Below are 17,587 nucleotides of genomic sequence, written 5' to 3' on the forward strand. Positions count from 1 at the left end.
TGCCCCGGCGCGCTTCTTGCCAGGGCGAACGGAACAAGATGCTCCGCACCATCATCGCAACCACGCTTCTATGGCTGGCCTGCCTATGCCTGCCGACCGCCGCGCTTGCGCAGGACGATCTTAACGCGCTCGTCGACGCGCTCGGCCAGGGCAACTACAACCAGACCGAAGCAGCCATCGGGGCGCTCGCCGCCACCGGACGGCCGGAAGCCGCCCGCGTCCTGAACGAGCTGGAAGCGGGCAATCTCGTCGCGCGCAAGGCCGACGGCGCCGTCTTCATCGGCACGCGCGACGGCAGTGTCTACGAGCTCGAGAACCCGTTGACGGGCGCGGCCGCCGGACAGGCGCAGCGCAGTGCGGTGGAGGCGATCCGCGTCAACAACCGTATCCGGCGCGCAGTGCGCGCGGCCATGGGCTCGCTGACGCTGCAGAGTGCGGACGCCGCCCAGCGCCGCGCGGCCGCCAACGCCATCTTCGCGGGCCGCGACCCGGAGGCGATCGGGGCGCTGGATGCAGCCATCGCCGCCGAGCCGGATGCCGGCATCGCCACCGTGATGCGCCAGGCCCGGGCCAGCGCCATCCTCAACTCCGACCGGCCAGAGGCCGAAAAGATCGAGGCGGTGACCGTCATCGGCGCGCGCGGCGACCGCGACGCGCTGGTGATCCTGACGCCGCTGGCCGAGGGCGAAGGCGCGCTTGCGCAGGCCGCCGGCAGCGCATTGGAGGCGGTGCAGGGCCGGTTGGCGCTGATCGACATCGCGCAGAACGTCTTCTTCGGGCTGTCGCTCGGCTCCGTGCTGCTTCTGGCTGCCATCGGCCTTGCCGTCACCTTCGGCGTCATGGGCGTCATCAACATGGCGCATGGCGAGATGGTGATGCTTGGCGCCTACACCACCTTCATGGTGCAGCAACTGCTGCGCGACCACGCGCCGGCCCTGTTCGATCTGTCGCTGCTGATCGCGCTGCCGGCAGCCTTTCTGGTGGCCGGCCTGGTCGGCGTCGCGATCGAGCGCGGCGTAATCCGCTTCCTGTACGGTCGCCCGCTGGAAACGCTGCTCGCCACATGGGGCGTCAGCCTGATCCTGCAGCAGGGCGTCCGCACGCTGTTCGGCGCGTCCAACCGCGAGGTCTCCTCGCCGTCCTGGATGTCGGGCACCATCGACGTGTTCGGCGCAAGCCTGACCGTCAATCGCCTGGTCATCATCCTGTTCGCCATGGCGGTGCTGGCCGGGCTGATGCTGCTTCTGAAGGCGACGCGCTTTGGATTGTCCATCCGCGCCGTGACGCAGAACCGGCGTATGGCGGCGGCCATGGGCATACGGACGCCCTGGGTGGATGCGATGACTTTCGGCCTCGGCTCGGGCATTGCGGGTGTCGCCGGCGTCGCGCTCAGCCAGATCGACAATGTCAGCCCCAATCTCGGCCAGAGCTACATCATCGATTCCTTCCTGGTCGTCGTCTTCGGCGGTGTCGGATCGCTGTGGGGCACGCTGACCGCCGCGATGTCGCTGGGCGTCGTCAACAAGTTCCTCGAACCCTATGCCGGCGCGGTGCTGGCCAAGATCTTCATCCTGGTGCTCGTGATCCTGTTTATCCAGAAACGTCCGCGCGGTCTCTTCGCGCAGAAGGGAAGGGCGGTGGAAGCATGATCGCCAAGCGTCTCTTCGGCGGGCCAGGCGGCCTCGTCTTCGTTGCCGTGCTCCTGTCCATCGCGGTCTATGTGCCGCTGGCCAACATCGTCTTCGGGCCGGATTCCCCGGCCTCGCTGCCGACTACCTGGGTGGTCCTTCTGGGTCGCTGGCTGGCCTTCGCCATGCTTGCGCTGGCGCTGGACCTCGTCTGGGGCTATTGCGGCATCCTGTCGCTCGGCCACGGCGCGTTCTTCGCACTCGGCGGTTACGCCATGGGCATGTACCTGATGCGGCAGATCGGCTCGCGCGGGGTCTATGGCAACCCGGATCTGCCCGACTTCATGGTGTTCCTGAACTGGTCGGAGCTACCCTGGTACTGGTGGGGCATGGGCAATTTCGGATTCGCCATGCTGATGGTGGTGCTGGTGCCGGGCCTGCTCGCCTTCGGCTTCGGCTGGCTGGCCTTCCGCTCGCGCGTTACCGGCGTCTACCTGTCCATCATCACGCAGGCGCTGACATTCGCGCTGATGCTGGCCTTCTTCCGCAACGAAATGGGCTTCGGCGGCAATAACGGCCTGACCGACTTCCGCGATCTCCTCGGCTTCGACCTGCGTTCCCGCGAAACGCGCATTGCGCTGTTTTCCATCACGGCGCTGACGCTGGCCGCCGCCTTCCTGCTGGCGCGCGGCATCGTCACATCCAAACTGGGCATCGTGCTGGTTGCGATCCGTGATGCGGAAAGCCGCACGCGCTTCCTCGGCTACCGGGTGGAGCGGTTCAAACTGTTCGTCTTCACCGTTTCGGCCATGCTGGCCGGGGTGGCCGGCGCGCTCTACGTGCCGCAGACCGGCATCATCAACCCCAGCGAGTTCGCGCCGGCCAATTCCATCGAAGCGGTCATCTGGGTCGCTGTCGGCGGGCGCGGAACCCTTTGGGGCGCGGCGCTGGGCGGCCTCGTCGTCAACGCCGCGAAAAGCTGGCTGACGGGCGTCGCGCCGGGCCTGTGGCTGTTTTTCCTCGGCGGCATGTTCATCGCCGTCACCATCCTGCTGCCGCGCGGCATCGTTGGCACCGCCCAGCACGGCTGGACCGCGCTGTCGGACAGGCGCCGCGCGATGCGGGCGGAAAAAGGCGTGATCGCGGAAAGCGCGGCGGAGTAGGTGGATATGAGCACGCAGATCATCGGCATGCCGAGCCAGCCCGACAAGGGCGGCTCGCTTCTCTACCTCGACAACGTCTCCAAGAGCTTCGACGGCTTCAGGGCCATCAATGCCCTGTCGCTGGTGATCGGCAAGGGTGAGATGCGGGCCATCATCGGTCCCAATGGCGCCGGCAAGACGACGATGATGGACATCATCACCGGCAAGACCCGGCCCGATACGGGCGAAGTCTTTTTTCGAGGCTCGGTCGACCTGACGCGCCACGACGAGGCGGAGATCGCCAATCTCGGCATCGGACGCAAATTCCAGAAGCCGACCGTCTTCGAGAACCTGACCGTCACCGACAATCTCAGCCTGGCCATGGCAGGCACGCGCGGGGTCTTCGGAACCCTGTTCTTCAATGCCTACGCGACCCAGTCCAGGCGCATCGCCGCCATATTGGACGTGACGCGGCTGACGGCAAGGCGCACCGTCATGGCGGCGGACCTCAGCCACGGGCAGAAGCAGTGGCTGGAGATCGGCATGCTGCTGGCGCAGGACCCGGAGCTGCTGCTGATCGACGAGCCGGTGGCCGGCATGACCGACGCCGAAACGGAAGAAACCGCCCGCCTGCTGCGCGAGATCGCCGAGACGCGGTCCGTCGTGGTCGTGGAGCACGACATGCATTTCGTGCGGGAGCTTGGCGTCAAGGTGACGTGCCTGCACGAGGGCCATGTGCTGGCGGAAGGCACGCTCGACGCGGTCTCGGCCGATCCGCGCGTCATCGAAGTCTATCTGGGGCGCTGAGGACATGCTGAAAGTCGACGATATCGACCTGTATTACGGCGCGGCGCAGGCGCTGCGCGGCGTCTCGCTGACGGCGGGACAGGGCCAGATCACCTGTGTCCTGGGGCGCAACGGCGTCGGCAAGACCAGCCTAATGCGCGCCATCGTGGGGCAGCAGGCCATACGGCGGGGCGCCATCGGCTTCGACGGCGCCGACATCGCCGGCGAAGCGCCCTACCGCCGCGCCCGGCGCGGTATCGGCTTCGTGCCGCAGGGGCGCGAGATATTTCCACTGCTGACGGTGCGCGAGAACCTGATGACCGGATATGCGCCGCTGAAACGCGCCGACATGACGATTCCCGACCATGTCTTCGAACTGTTCCCCGTACTGAAGAGTATGCTGGGCCGGCGCGGCGGCGACCTGTCGGGCGGCCAGCAGCAGCAACTGGCCATAGGGCGGGCACTCGTCGCCCGGCCGCGCCTCCTGGTGCTGGACGAGCCGACCGAGGGCATCCAGCCATCCATCATCAAGGACATCGGGCGGGCCATCCGCTTCCTGAAGGAAGAGGCGGGGCTGGCGATATTGCTGGTGGAACAGTATCTGGATTTCTGCCGCGATCTGGCAGACAAGGTCTACATCATGGATCGCGGGCAAATCGTATTCAATGGTGTGGGCGAGGATCTGGACGATCCGTCCGTGCGCAGGCACCTGACCGTCTAGGCGACCATGCGCCGCCGCGTCAGCGCGGTAGGTCCGCGACCATGCCTCCGTCCTTCTCGACGAAGCGGTAGCGCCCTTCAATGGCGGAATAGAAGGCAGGCCCGGTCCGGTCGCCTATGGTGACGATGCGGGTCGTGTCGGACGCGCCCGTTCCGGCCGCGCCGGACGACAAGGCTACCAGGGTCAGCCCTCCGGCGAGGGCGATGAGGGGTTTCATGGTTTCCGTTTCCACCAGTCGGTGATGCGGGGCCTGAATACGCTTGCAATGCAAACTTGTCTTCATATGTGACCGGCCCACGCACCGTTCAATACGCTTATGGTTAACGGAAACGATGGTCATTCGGTTGCGTCAGCGCGCTGGATGGCGCGAATGCGCCACCCTCAGGATCCGTCCGGCTTCGGTGTCGCGCTCGGCCACATGCGGAGCGCAGAGCGGATCTCTTCCAATTGCACGCCGACATGCGGGCGCGGGATGTCGTAGAGGCGGGAAGGGCCCGTCCCGGCCAGAGACTGGAAATCATCCGTGCCGCCATAGGCGCCGCCAATGCCGGTGGCCGCCCCGAAATCCCCCGTGCGGGCGGCATCGTCGACATTCAGGCTGTTGATGCTGGACGAGCCGGCAGAAGCCGCCGGGCTGGGTCCGGCGCCGACGCCGCTGGCCGTTCCGCCCACGGAAACGCCCGCGCCGCCGAGGCTCGGCGTCGAGCCGCCGCCGGCACCCGCTCCGCCGAGGTCCTGCGCCACGGCGGGAAGGCTGAAGCCCAGGGCCGTCACGATTGCTATGGAAAACCTGGATACGGCCATGGCTAAGATCCTTGTGTTGGAAGCGGAACCGTCGACTCAACTTGTGCGAGAGTGACGTGGTTCCGTCCGGTTGCAAAGCCCTATTCCACGATGCGGGCGCGGTCCCTGACACGGGGTGGCTTCAACTGCGGGCGGGTGACGCCGCTGCGGCTGATGACCCCCGGGTCCGACCGCGAGAAGACGCCGGAATTGATGGTGTTGAGATCGGACCGGCCCTCCGTTGCCCGCAATTCCACGGGAGGGGCGGCACGAGGCTGCACGACCTTCGGGCGCAGGTAGCTGTCGTCGTACTCGCGCCCGTAGGCACGCTCCTCCACAGTGTCGCCGAACACCTTGGCGCGCGGAATGTCGACATTGCGCCGGACGCGTGGCGCACCGTCGATCCGCATGCCGGAAACGGAAGAGCCCGGCACCCGGCCAAGGGGACCCGGCTCATAGGGCTGTGCCGCCGTTTCAGCGGCAAGCATCGTCGCAAGGGCGGTCAGCCCCGCAAGAACGAGGCCTGTTCGGGTATCCATGGGAGTCTCCCTTCCCTTGCCTGTGCCGCCCGATCGTCGAGATCGGGCCCGACCATAACCATCTAGGGCGATTGCGAGAAGTTTTGCGGCCGCAGGCCGATCCGCATTGGCGCAAGCACTATTTCCTGTTCGCAATCGGACTTTATCTAAGGTGAGGAGACTATCGCAACGGAGCGCCCGCCATGTACCGCCTCTTTGCCGCCGCCATGCTGCTCGCGCCGGTGGCCGCGTCCGCCGCCCCGGTCGAGCTGAATCTGCCCGGACAGGTCCAGCGGACGAGCGTCGCCTATTCATGTTCCGACGGCGTCGACCGTACCGCGGACTATATCAATGTAGGCGAGAACAGCCTGGCGGTCGTCGACATCGACGGCGCGCCCATCGTGTTCGTCAACGTGATGTCCGGCTCGGGCGCGCGCTACGCTGCGCGCCAGTATGTGTGGTGGGGCAAGGGGGACAGCGTGACGTTGTCCGACGAGATGAAAACCGACGATGCTCCCGTGACATGCACGCAGAAGAAGGCTTGAAACCGGCGTGATCGAAGCTGAAACCATTATTGCCCGCGAGGCCGGGCCAGGTCCCCTAGCCGATACCATAACCCTGGACGAAAGCCAGCGGATGAGACGCCGCATGGCCATGGTTTCGGATGGCGGCATCGCCTTCCTGCTGAACCTCGCACAGGCCGTGACGCTTCGGGCAGGCGATGCCATCGTGCTGGGTGACGGGCGGCTGGTGGAGGTGCGCCCCAAGCCGGAAGAGGTCTATGCCGTGCGCGGTCGCGACACGGCGCACCTTTTGGAACTGGCCTGGCACCTTGGCAACCGCCATCTGCCGACCGCGATTTCCGACGATCGCCTGCTGATCAGGCGCGACGATGCAATTGCCGAGATGGTACGCGGGCTTGGCGGCACGCTGGATGAGGTGGAAGCCGTCTTCGAACCGGCCGCCGGTGCGACGGCGGATGTGAGGTGATGTATGCCGCAGGCATCCGCGCAATGGCCGACGATCGCGGCATGATCGTGCCGGCGGCCATCCATATGGGGCGCGGGAATGGGCTGGACGTCACCCTCGCCATCCTCGAAGATGCGGCTTGTCCGATCCGACCCGCCGCCGCTCAGGAGCGCGCATGACCGCCATCCGTTTCCTGCTCAATGGGGAAGAGCGCCATGCCGAGGGCATCGCGCCCACCACCACGGTGCTCAATCATCTGCGCTACGGGGAGCGCCTGACAGGCACCAAGGAAGGCTGCGCCGAGGGCGACTGCGGGGCGTGCACGATCCTTGTCAGCGAGCCGGACGGCGCGGGCGGCATCCGTCGCCGCGCGATGAACAGTTGCATCCTGTTCATGCCGGCGCTGCACGGAAAGGCGGTCGAGACGGTGGAGCATCTGGCGCGTGACGGGCTGAACCCGCTGCAGGAGGCGATGGTGCGCCACCATGCGAGCCAGTGCGGTTTTTGTACGCCGGGTTTCGTGATGCAGCTACACACCGCATGGCTGAACGGCGCGCTCGGCGACCGGCAGTCGGTGAAGGACGCCGTGTCCGGCAATCTGTGCCGCTGCACCGGTTACGGGCCCATCGTCGATGCGGGCGCGGAGCTGGCAAGCCTGACACCGCCCGATACGGCGCAGGGCGACGCGGCGCTGGCGACCCGGCTGGACGCGCTGCGCGGGCCTGGAGTGCAGGCCTATTGCGCGGCTGGCGGCGTCTGGTACGGACCGCGCGACAGCGACGACCTCGCCGATCTCTATGCAGCCAATCCGGACGCCATCCTGGTGGCCGGCGCAACGGATGTCGGCCTTTGGGTGACCAAGCAGCATCGCCATCTGCCGGTGCTGATCGATGTTTCCAGGGTGTGGGATCTGGCGATGATCGAGGAGGCGGCCGGCCGCGTCTATCTCGGCGCGGCGGTGACGCATGGGCAGGCGCTGGCAACGCTGGCCGACATCCACCCGGCGCTCGGCGCGATGATGCGCCGCTTCGCCGGCTATCAGGTGCGCAGCGCCGGAACGATCGGCGGCAATATCGCCAACGGCTCTCCAATCGGCGACCTGCCGCCCGCCCTGATCGCCCTGGGCGCACGGCTGCACCTGCGCAGGGGCGACGACGCGCGCAGCATCGCTTTGGAGGATTTCTTCATCGATTACGGGCGGCAGGACCGTCAGGAGGGCGAATTCGTCGCCGCCGTGGAAGTGCCGCGCCCGGCGGACGACGAGGATATCGCCGTCTACAAGATTTCCAAGCGGATGGACTCCGACATATCGGCCGTGCTTGCCGCCTTCCTCCTGAAGCGCGGGGCCGATGGCCGCGTCGTGGAGGCGCGGCTTGCCTATGGCGGAATGGCGGGCACGCCGAAGCGGGCGCGTGCGGCGGAGGCCGCGTTGCTGGGCCGGCCTTTCGATGCGGCGGCGGTCGCCGGCGCGCGGCTTGCCCTGGCCGAGGATTTTTCGCCGCTCACCGACATGCGGGCCAGCGCGGCCTACCGTCTGGAGGTGGCCGGAGCCTGCCTCGAACGATTCCGGCTCGAACTCGAAGGCGCGCCGACGCGCCTGTCGGAGCTGACATGATGGACGAGACCCGCATCCAGGACAGGGGCGAGGCCGGCACCGTGCCGCCGGAGGCCTTGCACGAGAAACCGCCCGAGCCGCGCGCGCATCTCAAGGGCGGCGTCGGACAGGCGATCCCGCACGATAGCGGGCCCCTGCATGTCAGCGGGGCGGCGCGCTACACCGACGACGACCCGGAACTGCCCGGCACGCTGCAGGTGCACATCGCCATGTCGGGGCGCGCCCATGCGCGCATCGCCGCGATGGACCTGTCGGCGGTGCGCTCGCATGCCGGCGTGGCCGTCGTGCTGGCGGCGGCGGATGTGCCCGGCAGGAACGACTATTCCCCCGTCTTCGGCGACGATCCGATCTTTGCGGAAGGGTATGTCTTCTATGTCGGCCAGCCGCTGTTCGCGGTGGCGGCGAGGGATCTGGCCACCGCACGCGCGGCGGCCGCGCTGGCAATCGTGGACTACGAGAATCTGCCGGCGGCCAACACCATCGACGAGGCCATCGCGCTCGCCGATGCCGAGGGAGAAGACCTTCTGCCCCCGCATGAGATGCTGCTCGGCGACGTGGCCGCCGCCATGGCTGCCGCGCCGCGCCGGGTGGAAGGGCAGGTCGAGACCGGCGGTCAGGATCATTTCTACCTGGAGGGGCAGGTGGCCTATGCCCTGCCCCAGGAAAACGGCGACATCGTCGTGCGGTCGTCGACGCAGCACCCTTCGGAAGTGCAGCACAATGTGGCCAAGGCGCTGGGCCTGGCGGACCATGCCGTGACGGTGGACGTGCGCCGCATGGGTGGAGGCTTCGGGGGCAAGGAAAGCCAGCCGGCGCTGATGGCCAGCGTTGCGGCGCTTGTGGCGGCGCGCACGGGCCGGCCCGCCAAATGCCGTCTCGACCGCGACGACGACATGGAGATGACCGGCAAGCGACACGAGATGCGCACGGTCTACGCCGTGGGCTTCGACGAGGCCGGCCGGGTGCTGGCCGCCGACTTCGCCCATGCCGTGCGATGCGGCTATTCCCGCGATCTTTCCGCGGCCATCGCCGACCGCGCGATGTTTCATGCGGACAACGCCTATTGGCTGCCGGCCGCGCGCATCCACTCGCGCAGGTTGAAGACGCATACCGTCTCCAATACCGCCTTCCGCGGATTTGGCGGGCCGCAGGGCATGGTGGCCATCGAACGCGCCATGGATCGCATCGCCTTCGAGCTGGGCGTCGATCCACTCGATGTGCGGCGGCGCAATTTCTACCCGGCGGGTGGCGATGCGGTGACGCCCTACCACATGCCCGTCACGGACAGCATCATCGGCGAGATCGTCGACGAGCTGGAGAAAACATCGGATTATCGCGCGCGGCGCGCCGCCGTCCGCGCGTTCAACGCCGACAGCCCCGTGTTGAAGAAGGGCATTGCGCTGACGCCGGTCAAATTCGGCATCTCGTTCACGACCTCGCATCTGAACCAGGCCGGCGCGCTGGTGCATGTCTACAAGGATGGATCGGTGCAGCTGAACCATGGCGGCACCGAGATGGGGCAGGGCCTGTTCACCAAGGTCGCGCAGGTGGTCGCCGAGGAATTCCAGATCGACGTGGAGCGCATCCGCATCACCGGCACCAGCACGGGCAAGGTGCCGAACACATCGGCTACGGCGGCCTCCTCGGGCACGGACCTGAACGGCATGGCGGCGCAGGCCGCGGCCCGCACCATCCGCGACCGGCTGGTCGCCTATGCGGTGTCGCGCTACGCGGTTTCCGCCGGGCAGGTGGCGTTCCTGCCGGGTCGCGTGCGCATCGGCGACAAGGAATTGCGCTTCGAGGATCTGGTCGGGGAGGCCTATCTTGCGCGGGTTTCCCTGTCTGCCACCGGGTTCTACGCCACGCCCGGCATCCACTACGACCGGGAGAGCGCCAGCGGCGTGCCCTTCTATTACTTCGTCTATGGGGCGGCCGTTTCCGAGGTCGCCATCGATACGCTGACGGGCGAGAACCGGTTGCTGCGCGCCGATATCATCCACGATGTCGGCACGTCGCTCAATCCTGCCATCGACCTCGGGCAGGTGGAGGGCGGTTTCATCCAGGGTATGGGATGGCTGACGACCGAGGAGTTGTGGTGGGATGCGAAGGGCCGCCTGCGCACGCATGCGCCCTCGACCTACAAGATCCCCACCGCCAACGACCGCCCCGACGACCTGCGCATCCGACTGTGGGACAAGGGGCGCAATCCGGCCGCCACCATCTACCGCTCCAAGGCCGTCGGCGAGCCGCCCTTCATGCTGGCCCTATCGGTCTTTTCGGCCCTGTCCGATGCCGTGCTGGCCGCCGGTGACTACCGGACGTTTCCGGCGCTCGACGCGCCGGCGACGCCGGAACGCGTCCTGGCCGCCGTCAACGCGGTGCGCGCCCGATGAAGCTGTCGGTCGCCCTGGCGGATCGGCTCGCGGCGGGGGAGCCTGCCGTATTGGTTCGTATCCTGGCCGCGCACGGCTCCACCCCGCGCGAGGCGGGTGCGGCGATGATGGTGACGCCGGACGGCTCCAAGGGCACGATCGGCGGCGGCGCGCTGGAAATGGAGGCCATCCGCAAGGCCCGGTCGATGATCGCCTCCGGCACGGCGGATGGCTTCATGGACGTGCCGCTCGGCCCCGCCATCGGGCAGTGCTGCGGTGGACGGGTCGAGCTTTCGCTCGAACGCCTGGATGCGGGGGTGCTGGACGGCGTCCGCCGGGCGGAGGCGGCGGCAAGCGGCAGCGCCATACCGGTTCTTGTCTTCGGTGCCGGCCATACCGGCCGCGCCATCGCCCTCGCGCTGCAGCCGCTGCCCTTCCACGTCACCGTGGTCGACACCCGGCCGCAGCTTCTGGCCGAACTGCCCTCCGACATCGATTCGCGCGCGATGCCGCTGCCGGAGCAGGCAGTGGCCGCGGCGCCCGCGCAGGCCGCCTTCCTTGTGGTCACGCATGACCATGCCCTGGATTTCCATATTGCCGCGTCGGCGCTGGCGCGCGCGGATGCCGCCTATGTCGGCATGATCGGCTCCGCCACCAAGCGGGTCCGGTTCAACCGGCATCTGGAGGAAGCGGGGCTGGGCGGTCAGGCGATGCGCCTGCATCTTCCGATCGGCGGTCGCCAGGTGCGCGACAAGCGCCCCGAAGTCATTGCCGCCATGGTTGCATCCGAGCTTCTCGTTCACTTCATGGGTACAGACGTGGAAAACCCGATGCACAGGCTTTGCACATGCCCATAGGCCGTGCATAAAACAAACATTCCAGCCTTCGCGCGGGATGTCGATCGATAACGGGAGTACCATGCCGCCACGGCTCGAGCTCAGCCATGTGACGAAGCGCTATCCAGGTGTGGTGGCCAACAGCGACGTCTCCTTCGCCGTCGAGCCGGGGCGCATCCATGCGCTGCTGGGCGAAAACGGCGCCGGCAAGTCGACCCTGGTGAAGATCATCTACGGCGTCCAGAAGGCCGACGAAGGCAGCGTATCCATCGACGGCACGATGGTGGACATCGCCTCCCCACGGGAAGCGCGGGCCCATGGCATCGGCATGGTGTTCCAGCACTTCTGCCTGTTCGAGGCGATGACCGTGCTGGAAAACATCGCCCTCGGCATGGACGAGCCGCCGCCCCGCCGCGAACTGGAGGGACGGATCGCCGAAGTGATGCTGGCCTATGGGCTGGAACTCGATCCGCATCGCGACGTCCACACCTTGTCCGTCGGCGAGCGCCAGCGCATCGAGATCGTCCGGGCGCTGCTGGGGCGGCCGCGCATCCTCATCATGGACGAGCCGACCTCCGTGCTGACGCCGCAGGAGGTGGAGGTGCTGTTCTCCACGCTGCGCAAGCTGCGCCAGGAGGGTTGCTCCATCCTCTACATCTCACACAAGCTCGACGAGATCCGCACCCTGTGCGACAGCGCCACCATCCTGCGCGGCGGCAAGGTGGTCGCCACCTGCGACCCTGCCCGGGAAACGGCGCGCTCCATGGCCGAGATGATGATCGGCGCGACGCTCTCCGACGTCTCCCGGCACGGCGGCACGACCGATGGGCCGGTGAAACTGCTGGTCGAGCGCCTGGGCCTGCCGGGCGAGCCGCCATTCGGCACCACGCTTGCCGATATCTCCTTTGCCGTGCGGGCCGGCGAGGTGCTGGGCATTGCAGGCGTTGCGGGCAATGGCCAGAACGAGCTGGTCGCCGCCCTCGCGGGTGAATCGCGCGACGGGCTGACGGGGCGTGTCACCCTGAACGGCGTCGATATCACGGCGCGGGGCGTGTCGGGCCGGCGCGCCGCGGGCCTTGCCACGGTGCCGGAAGAGCGCAACGGCCATGCAGCGGTGCCGGCCATGAGCCTTGCCGAAAACGCCATCCTGTCCGCGCGCCAGCGCCGGGGACTGGCATCCGGCGGGCTCTTGAAGCTCGGCAAGGCGTCCGCCTATGCCGCCGAGATCATCCGCGCCTTCTCCGTGCGGGCGACGGGGCCACAGGCCGCCGCGGCCAGCCTTTCGGGCGGAAACCTGCAGAAATACATCATGGGACGCGAAATCATGCAGGAGCCGGCCGTGCTGGTGGTCGCCCAGCCGACATGGGGTGTCGATGCCGGGGCGGCAGGCTTCATCCGGCAATCCATGCTGGACCTCGCGGCGCGCGGGTCCGCCGTCGTCGTCGTCAGCCAGGACCTGGACGAGCTTCTGGACATCTGCGACCGGATCGCGGTCATCAACGGCGGCCGCCTGTCGGAGCCGCATCCAGTGGGTGCCATCACGCTGGACGAGATCGGCCTTCTCATGGGCGGCGTCCATGGCGACGGCGCAGGCGAGACACACGCCGTGGAAGGCTCCGGGACGGAGGCGGGCCCCCATGCGTAACGCCGGCCCTTTCCTGCGCTTCCAGCCCCGGCTGCAGCCCTCGCGCACCATGCTCTATCTGTCCCCGGCGCTGGCCGTGGTGGCGACGTTGCTTGTCGGTGCGCTGCTGTTCACCCTGCTCGGCTATGACGGGGTGGGGGCCGTACGCGAAATCTTCGTGACGCCGCTGTTCAACCCCTATCGCTGGCAGGATCTCCTGGTGAAGGCGGCACCGCTGGCGCTTATCGCCCTGGGGTTGTCCATCGGCTTCCGCGCCAATGTCTGGAATATCGGGGCCGAAGGGCAGTATGTCGTCGGCGGGCTCGCCGGCACCGGCATCGCCCTCCTGACGCTCGACATGGACGGACCCTGGATTTTGCCGGCCATGGTCGTGGCAGGCATTGCCGGGGGCGCGCTCTATGCCGCCATCCCGGCCTTTCTGCGAGTGCGGCTCGGCGTCAGCGAAATCCTGTCCAGCCTCATGCTCAACTATACCGCCATCCAGCTACTGTACTATCTGATGCGCGGCCCCTGGAAGGATCCGATGGGGTTCAACTTCCCGCAGACGGCCATGTTCTCTTCCGTCCAGACGCTGCCGATCGTGGTTCCTGGCACGCTGATCCATCTCGGCATTCCGCTGGCGCTGGTCGCCGCGCTGACGGTCTGGTTCGTCATGGCGCGCACCATCGCAGGCTTCGAGGTGCGTGTGGCCGGCCTGGCGCCCAATGCCGCGCGCTATGGCGGCTTCCGCGAAGGGCGCATCGTCTGGTTGTGCCTTCTGGCCGGCGGCAGTTTCGCGGGGTTGGCCGGCATATTCGAGGCGTCAGGACCGTTCGGGCAGATGGTGCCCTCGTTTCCCACCGGCTACGGCTTCACCGCGATCATCGTCGCCTTCCTCGGCCGGCTTCACCCGCTTGGCATCATCGTCTCCGCGCTGGTGCTGGCTCTGACCTATGTGGGGGGTGAAAGCGCCCAGACGGGTATCGGCCTTCCGGCCGCTGCCATCGGCGTGTTCCAGGCGATGCTGCTGTTCTTCCTGCTGGCGTCGGATATCTTCGTGCGCTACCGGCTGGCCTTCGGCCGCGAGGGGGCAAAGGCATGACGCCCGAATTCGCCGTCGCCATCTTCGTCGCCGTCGTCGCCGCCGCGACCCCGATCCTGATCGCCGCGCTCGGCGAGCTGGTGGTCGAGCGGTCCGGCGTGCTGAACCTCGGCGTCGAGGGCATGATGCTCATCGGCGCCGTGACCGCCTTCATCGTGTCCGTCAGCACCGGGGTTCCGGCGCTCGGCGCGCTGGCCGCGATGGCCGCCGCTGCCGCATCCTCGCTGATCTTCGGCTATCTCACGCTGACGCTGGCTGCAAACCAGGTCGCCACGGGCCTCGCCCTGACCATTTTCGGCACCGGGGTCTCGGCGCTCGTGGGGGCCAACTATGTCGGCATGACGACGCCGGCCTTCGGCAGCATCTTCCCGGTTGCCATGGCGCAGGACCCGATCTGGCGGGTCGTCTTCGGCTATTCGCCGCTGGTCTATGCCTCGCTGCTGCTGACCCTGGCCGTCTGGTGGTTCCTCAAATACAGCCGCGCGGGGCTGATCCTGCGGGCCGTCGGCGAGTCCGATACCTCGGCCCATTCCATCGGCTATCCCGTCCTGAAGGTGCGCTATCTCGCGGTGCTTTTCGGCGGGGCGATGGCCGGTCTTGGCGGCTCCTTCTTCTCGCTGGTGCTGACGCCCATGTGGGCCGAGCGGCTGACCTCAGGGCGCGGCTGGATCGCCATCGCCCTGGTCGTCTTCGCGTCATGGCGGCCCGGCCGGCTGCTGCTGGGCGCATACCTGTTCGGCGCGGTCATCACGCTGGAGCTGCAGGCCAAGGCCGCCGGATGGTCGGGGCTTGCGCCGGAGTTCCTGACCAGCCTTCCCTACATCGCGACGATCGTCGTGCTGGCTTTGATCTCGGCGCGCAAGGCAAGCGCCAGGAATACCGCGCCGGCTTGCCTGGGCAAGCCGTTCCGCCCCACTGCCTGACTGATTAGAACCGACAGAGGAGTACAGTCCATGTTCGCCACCACCCGCCGCAAGCTCATGCTGGGCGCCGCCGCGCTCCTGTCCTTCGCCGTGGCCGGCACGGCCTCGGCCCAGCCGCACGACGGCCCCGTCAAGGCTGCCTTCGTCTATGTCGGCCCGGTGGGCGATTTCGGCTATTCCTTCGCGCACGACCAGGGACGAAAGTTCCTGGAGGAGAGGCTCGGCGACAAGGTCGAGACGACCTATGTCGAAAACGTCGCGGAAGGGCCCGACGCCGAGCGCGTCATCCGCCAGCTTGCGCAGGATGGCAACGACATCATCTTCGCCACCTCGTTCGGCTTCATGAACCCGACGCTGAAGGTGGCCAAGCAGTTTCCGGACGTGAAGTTCGAACATGCGACCGGCTACCAGACCGCCGAGAACATGGCCGCCTACAATGCCAAGTTCTACGAGGGCCGCGCCGTATTGGGCACCATCGCCGGCATGATGTCGAAATCCGGCAAGGCGGGCTATGTCGCCTCGTTCCCGATCCCCGAAGTGGTCATGGGCATCAACGCCTTCACGCAGGCAGCCCGCAAGGTGAACCCGGATTTCGAGACGCAGGTCGTGTGGGTGAACTCCTGGTACGACCCGGCCAAGGAGTCGCAGGCCGCCAGCGCGCTGCTGGACCAGGGCGCCGACGTCATCACCCAGCATACCGATTCCCCCGGGCCCCTGCAGGAAGCCGAGAAGCGCGGCGCCATCGCCTTCGGTCAGGCGTGGGACATGCAGAGCTTTGCGCCGAATGCCCACATGACGGCCATCGTGGACCAGTGGGGGCCCTATTACGTGCAGCGCGTGCAGGCGGTGCTGGACGGCACCTGGGAGACGCAGAACGTGTGGCTGGGCATGAAGGAGGGCGAGGTCGTGATGTCGCCCTTCAACGACAAGATGCCCGACGACGTGAAGGCCGCCGCCCAGAAGATCGTGGATGGCACGATCGACGGCAGCTACCATGTCTTCGCCGGCCCCATCAACGACCAGAGCGGTGCCGAAAAGGTGCCGGCGGGCCAGACCGTTTCGGACGAGGATCTCCTCAAGATGGACTGGTACGTCGAGGGCGTGCGTAACTGAGCCTAACGAACGATACCGGCGCGGCCCTTGTCGCCGCGCCGGCATACACGACAGGAGCCATCGGCATGAACCACGAGATCGCGGCCGAAGGCATAACCGCGCTCCGCGCCCGGATATTCACCTTCGGTGCCGACGCGGGGCAGCCGATCCACCATGCCGATGGCCTCGTCGTCATGCGTGGCGGGCTGATCGAGCGGGTGGGCGACTATGCCGATATTGCGCCGCTGCTGCCCCCCGGCACCCGGATAACGGACCACCGGCCCAATATCGTGATGGCCGGTTTCATCGATCCGCATCTGCATATGCCGCAGACGCAGGTGATCGCCTCTTACGGAACCGAACTTCTGGACTGGCTGTCGAAATACACCTTCCCGGAAGAGAGCCGTTATCACGACCGCGCCGTCTGCGACGCGGCCTCGCGCTTTCTTCTGGATACGCTGCTGCGCAATGGCACGACGACGGCCGCCGCCTATTGCACCTCGCATCCGCAATCGGTCGAAAGCCTGTTCGAGGAGGCTGCCCGGCGTAACATGCGCATCACCGCCGGCAAGGTGATGATGGACCGCAACGCCCCGGAAACGCTGACGGACACGCCCGAGCGCGCCTATGAGGAGTCGCGGGCGCTCATCCAGCGTTTCGACGGTGTCGGCCGCCTGTCCTATGCCATCACCCCCCGCTTCGCGCCGACCTCGACGGAGGCTCAATTGGAAGTTGCTGGCGCGCTGGCGGCCGAAAACCCCGGCATGGCCATCCAGACGCATCTGTCGGAAAACCATGCGGAGATCGCCTTCGTCGCGGAGCTGTTCCCGTGGGCGCGGGACTATCTGGACGTCTATGAGCGTTTCGGGTTGGTGCGGCGCGGCGCCCTGTTCGGCCATTGCATCCATCTGACGGAGCGTGAGCGCACATCCATGGCCGAGCGGCAGGGCAGTGCGATCTTCTGCCCGACTTCTAATCTCTTTCTGGGGTCCGGCCTGTTCGACAGGCAGGGCCTGCAGGCCGCGGGCGTCATCACCGGCATTGCAACGGATATCGGCGGCGGCACCTCCTACTCGATGCTGGTAACGGCGGCCGAGGGCTACAAGGTGCTGGCGCTGCGGGGCGAGCGGATGACGGCCGTCGAGGCCTTCTACTGGATGTCCGCGGGCAATGCCGAGGCGATGAACCTTGGCGACAGGATCGGCCGGATTGCGGAAGGGATGGAGGCCGACCTCGTCGTCCTGGACCCGTATGCCACGCCGGAGATGCGACACAGGATGCAGCGCGCCGACAGCCTCCACGACGAGCTGTTCGCGCTCCTGATGATGGGCGACGACCGGGCCATAGCGGCAACTTATGTCGGCGGTCACCCGGCCTATCTGCGCAGCGGGAAGGGGTTGCCGGCAAGGCAGGACGGCGAAACCCATTCGGGCGATCCCCGGGAGGGTGCGGCGCAGGCTCAGCAATAGCTGCCTC

General features: G+C 67.2%; 18 protein-coding genes. 15 read left to right on the forward strand and 3 right to left on the reverse strand.

Annotated features, from left to right (window positions below; translation table 11 throughout):
- Positions 1-38 precede the first annotated feature (38 nt).
- From urtB to urtE, 4 genes are read left to right on the forward strand one after another with little or no spacing between them, the layout of a single operon-like run.
- The gene (gene urtB, locus IGS74_RS20020) at positions 39-1,649 is read left to right on the forward strand and encodes an urea ABC transporter permease subunit UrtB (protein WP_246722988.1); all 1,611 of its coding nucleotides are present in this window, start codon (positions 39-41) and stop codon (positions 1,647-1,649) included.
- Positions 1,646-2,791 (forward strand): urea ABC transporter permease subunit UrtC, encoded by a 1,146-nt coding sequence (gene urtC / locus IGS74_RS05825; protein WP_039188470.1) that lies wholly within the window; start codon positions 1,646-1,648, stop codon positions 2,789-2,791. The genes urtB and urtC overlap by 4 nt, the downstream gene beginning before the upstream one ends.
- 6 nt (positions 2,792-2,797) lie before the next feature.
- Positions 2,798-3,577 (forward strand): urea ABC transporter ATP-binding protein UrtD, encoded by a 780-nt coding sequence (gene urtD / locus IGS74_RS05830; RefSeq protein WP_246722995.1) that lies wholly within the window; start codon positions 2,798-2,800, stop codon positions 3,575-3,577.
- A gap of 4 nt (positions 3,578-3,581) precedes the next feature.
- Positions 3,582-4,277, forward strand: coding sequence for an urea ABC transporter ATP-binding subunit UrtE (urtE, locus tag IGS74_RS05835; RefSeq protein ID WP_192390106.1), 696 nt, complete (start codon positions 3,582-3,584; stop codon positions 4,275-4,277).
- A 19-nt stretch (positions 4,278-4,296) separates the two neighbouring features.
- Here the strand turns inward: urtE and IGS74_RS05840 are convergent, their stop codons facing one another.
- The 3 genes from IGS74_RS05840 to IGS74_RS05850 form a co-directional block, all read right to left on the reverse strand.
- The gene (locus tag IGS74_RS05840) at positions 4,297-4,494 is read right to left on the reverse strand and encodes a hypothetical protein (RefSeq protein ID WP_156122198.1); all 198 of its coding nucleotides are present in this window, start codon (positions 4,492-4,494) and stop codon (positions 4,297-4,299) included.
- Positions 4,495-4,658: 164 nt separating this feature from the next.
- Entirely contained in the window at positions 4,659-5,081 is a 423-nt protein-coding gene (locus tag IGS74_RS05845) for a hypothetical protein (RefSeq protein WP_192390108.1), read from the reverse strand.
- 80 nt (positions 5,082-5,161) lie between these two features.
- Positions 5,162-5,599 (reverse strand): hypothetical protein, encoded by a 438-nt coding sequence (locus tag IGS74_RS05850; protein ID WP_192390110.1) that lies wholly within the window; start codon positions 5,597-5,599, stop codon positions 5,162-5,164.
- A 182-nt stretch (positions 5,600-5,781) separates the two neighbouring features.
- Here IGS74_RS05850 and IGS74_RS05855 point away from each other — a divergent pair, with 182 nt between their 5' ends.
- The 11 genes from IGS74_RS05855 to guaD all read left to right on the forward strand — a co-directional run bounded on the left by IGS74_RS05855 (position 5,782) and on the right by guaD (position 17,580).
- Positions 5,782-6,123 carry an MliC family protein gene (locus IGS74_RS05855; RefSeq protein WP_192390112.1) on the forward strand — a complete coding sequence of 114 codons (342 nt, stop codon included), beginning with the start codon at positions 5,782-5,784 and terminating at the stop codon, positions 6,121-6,123.
- A gap of 7 nt (positions 6,124-6,130) precedes the next feature.
- Positions 6,131-6,568: an urease accessory protein UreE gene (locus IGS74_RS05860; protein ID WP_039188485.1), complete on the forward strand. Its 438-nt coding sequence runs from the start codon at positions 6,131-6,133 to the stop codon at positions 6,566-6,568.
- Positions 6,568-6,726 carry a hypothetical protein gene (locus IGS74_RS05865; protein WP_192390114.1) on the forward strand — a complete coding sequence of 53 codons (159 nt, stop codon included), beginning with the start codon at positions 6,568-6,570 and terminating at the stop codon, positions 6,724-6,726. Before IGS74_RS05860 ends, IGS74_RS05865 begins: the two co-directional genes overlap by 1 nt.
- The gene (gene xdhA, locus IGS74_RS05870; RefSeq protein ID WP_192390116.1) at positions 6,723-8,162 is read left to right on the forward strand and encodes a xanthine dehydrogenase small subunit; all 1,440 of its coding nucleotides are present in this window, start codon (positions 6,723-6,725) and stop codon (positions 8,160-8,162) included. Before IGS74_RS05865 ends, xdhA begins: the two co-directional genes overlap by 4 nt.
- A complete protein-coding gene (gene xdhB, locus IGS74_RS05875) occupies positions 8,162-10,555 on the forward strand; it encodes a xanthine dehydrogenase molybdopterin binding subunit (protein ID WP_192391426.1) in 2,394 nt (797 codons plus the stop codon). The genes xdhA and xdhB overlap by 1 nt, the downstream gene beginning before the upstream one ends.
- Complete coding sequence (gene xdhC, locus IGS74_RS05880) at positions 10,552-11,391, forward strand: xanthine dehydrogenase accessory protein XdhC (protein ID WP_192390118.1); 840 nt, start codon at positions 10,552-10,554, stop codon at positions 11,389-11,391. Before xdhB ends, xdhC begins: the two co-directional genes overlap by 4 nt.
- Positions 11,392-11,428: 37 nt before the next feature.
- On the forward strand, positions 11,429-13,015 hold the full coding sequence (locus IGS74_RS05885) for an ABC transporter ATP-binding protein (protein WP_206688217.1): 1,587 nt from the start codon (positions 11,429-11,431) through the stop codon (positions 13,013-13,015).
- The gene (locus tag IGS74_RS05890) at positions 13,008-14,096 is read left to right on the forward strand and encodes an ABC transporter permease (protein WP_192390122.1); all 1,089 of its coding nucleotides are present in this window, start codon (positions 13,008-13,010) and stop codon (positions 14,094-14,096) included. Before IGS74_RS05885 ends, IGS74_RS05890 begins: the two co-directional genes overlap by 8 nt.
- Positions 14,093-15,019 carry an ABC transporter permease gene (locus IGS74_RS05895; protein WP_192390124.1) on the forward strand — a complete coding sequence of 309 codons (927 nt, stop codon included), beginning with the start codon at positions 14,093-14,095 and terminating at the stop codon, positions 15,017-15,019. Before IGS74_RS05890 ends, IGS74_RS05895 begins: the two co-directional genes overlap by 4 nt.
- A gap of 30 nt (positions 15,020-15,049) precedes the next feature.
- Positions 15,050-16,132, forward strand: coding sequence for a BMP family ABC transporter substrate-binding protein (locus IGS74_RS05900; protein ID WP_192390126.1), 1,083 nt, complete (start codon positions 15,050-15,052; stop codon positions 16,130-16,132).
- 65 nt (positions 16,133-16,197) lie between these two features.
- Positions 16,198-17,580: a guanine deaminase gene (guaD, locus tag IGS74_RS05905; RefSeq protein WP_192390128.1), complete on the forward strand. Its 1,383-nt coding sequence runs from the start codon at positions 16,198-16,200 to the stop codon at positions 17,578-17,580.
- Positions 17,581-17,587: the final 7 nt, after the last annotated feature.

The sequence above is a fragment of the Aureimonas sp. OT7 genome (genome assembly GCF_014844055.1).
Taxonomy (GTDB): Bacteria; Pseudomonadota; Alphaproteobacteria; order Rhizobiales; family Rhizobiaceae; genus Aureimonas; species Aureimonas altamirensis_A.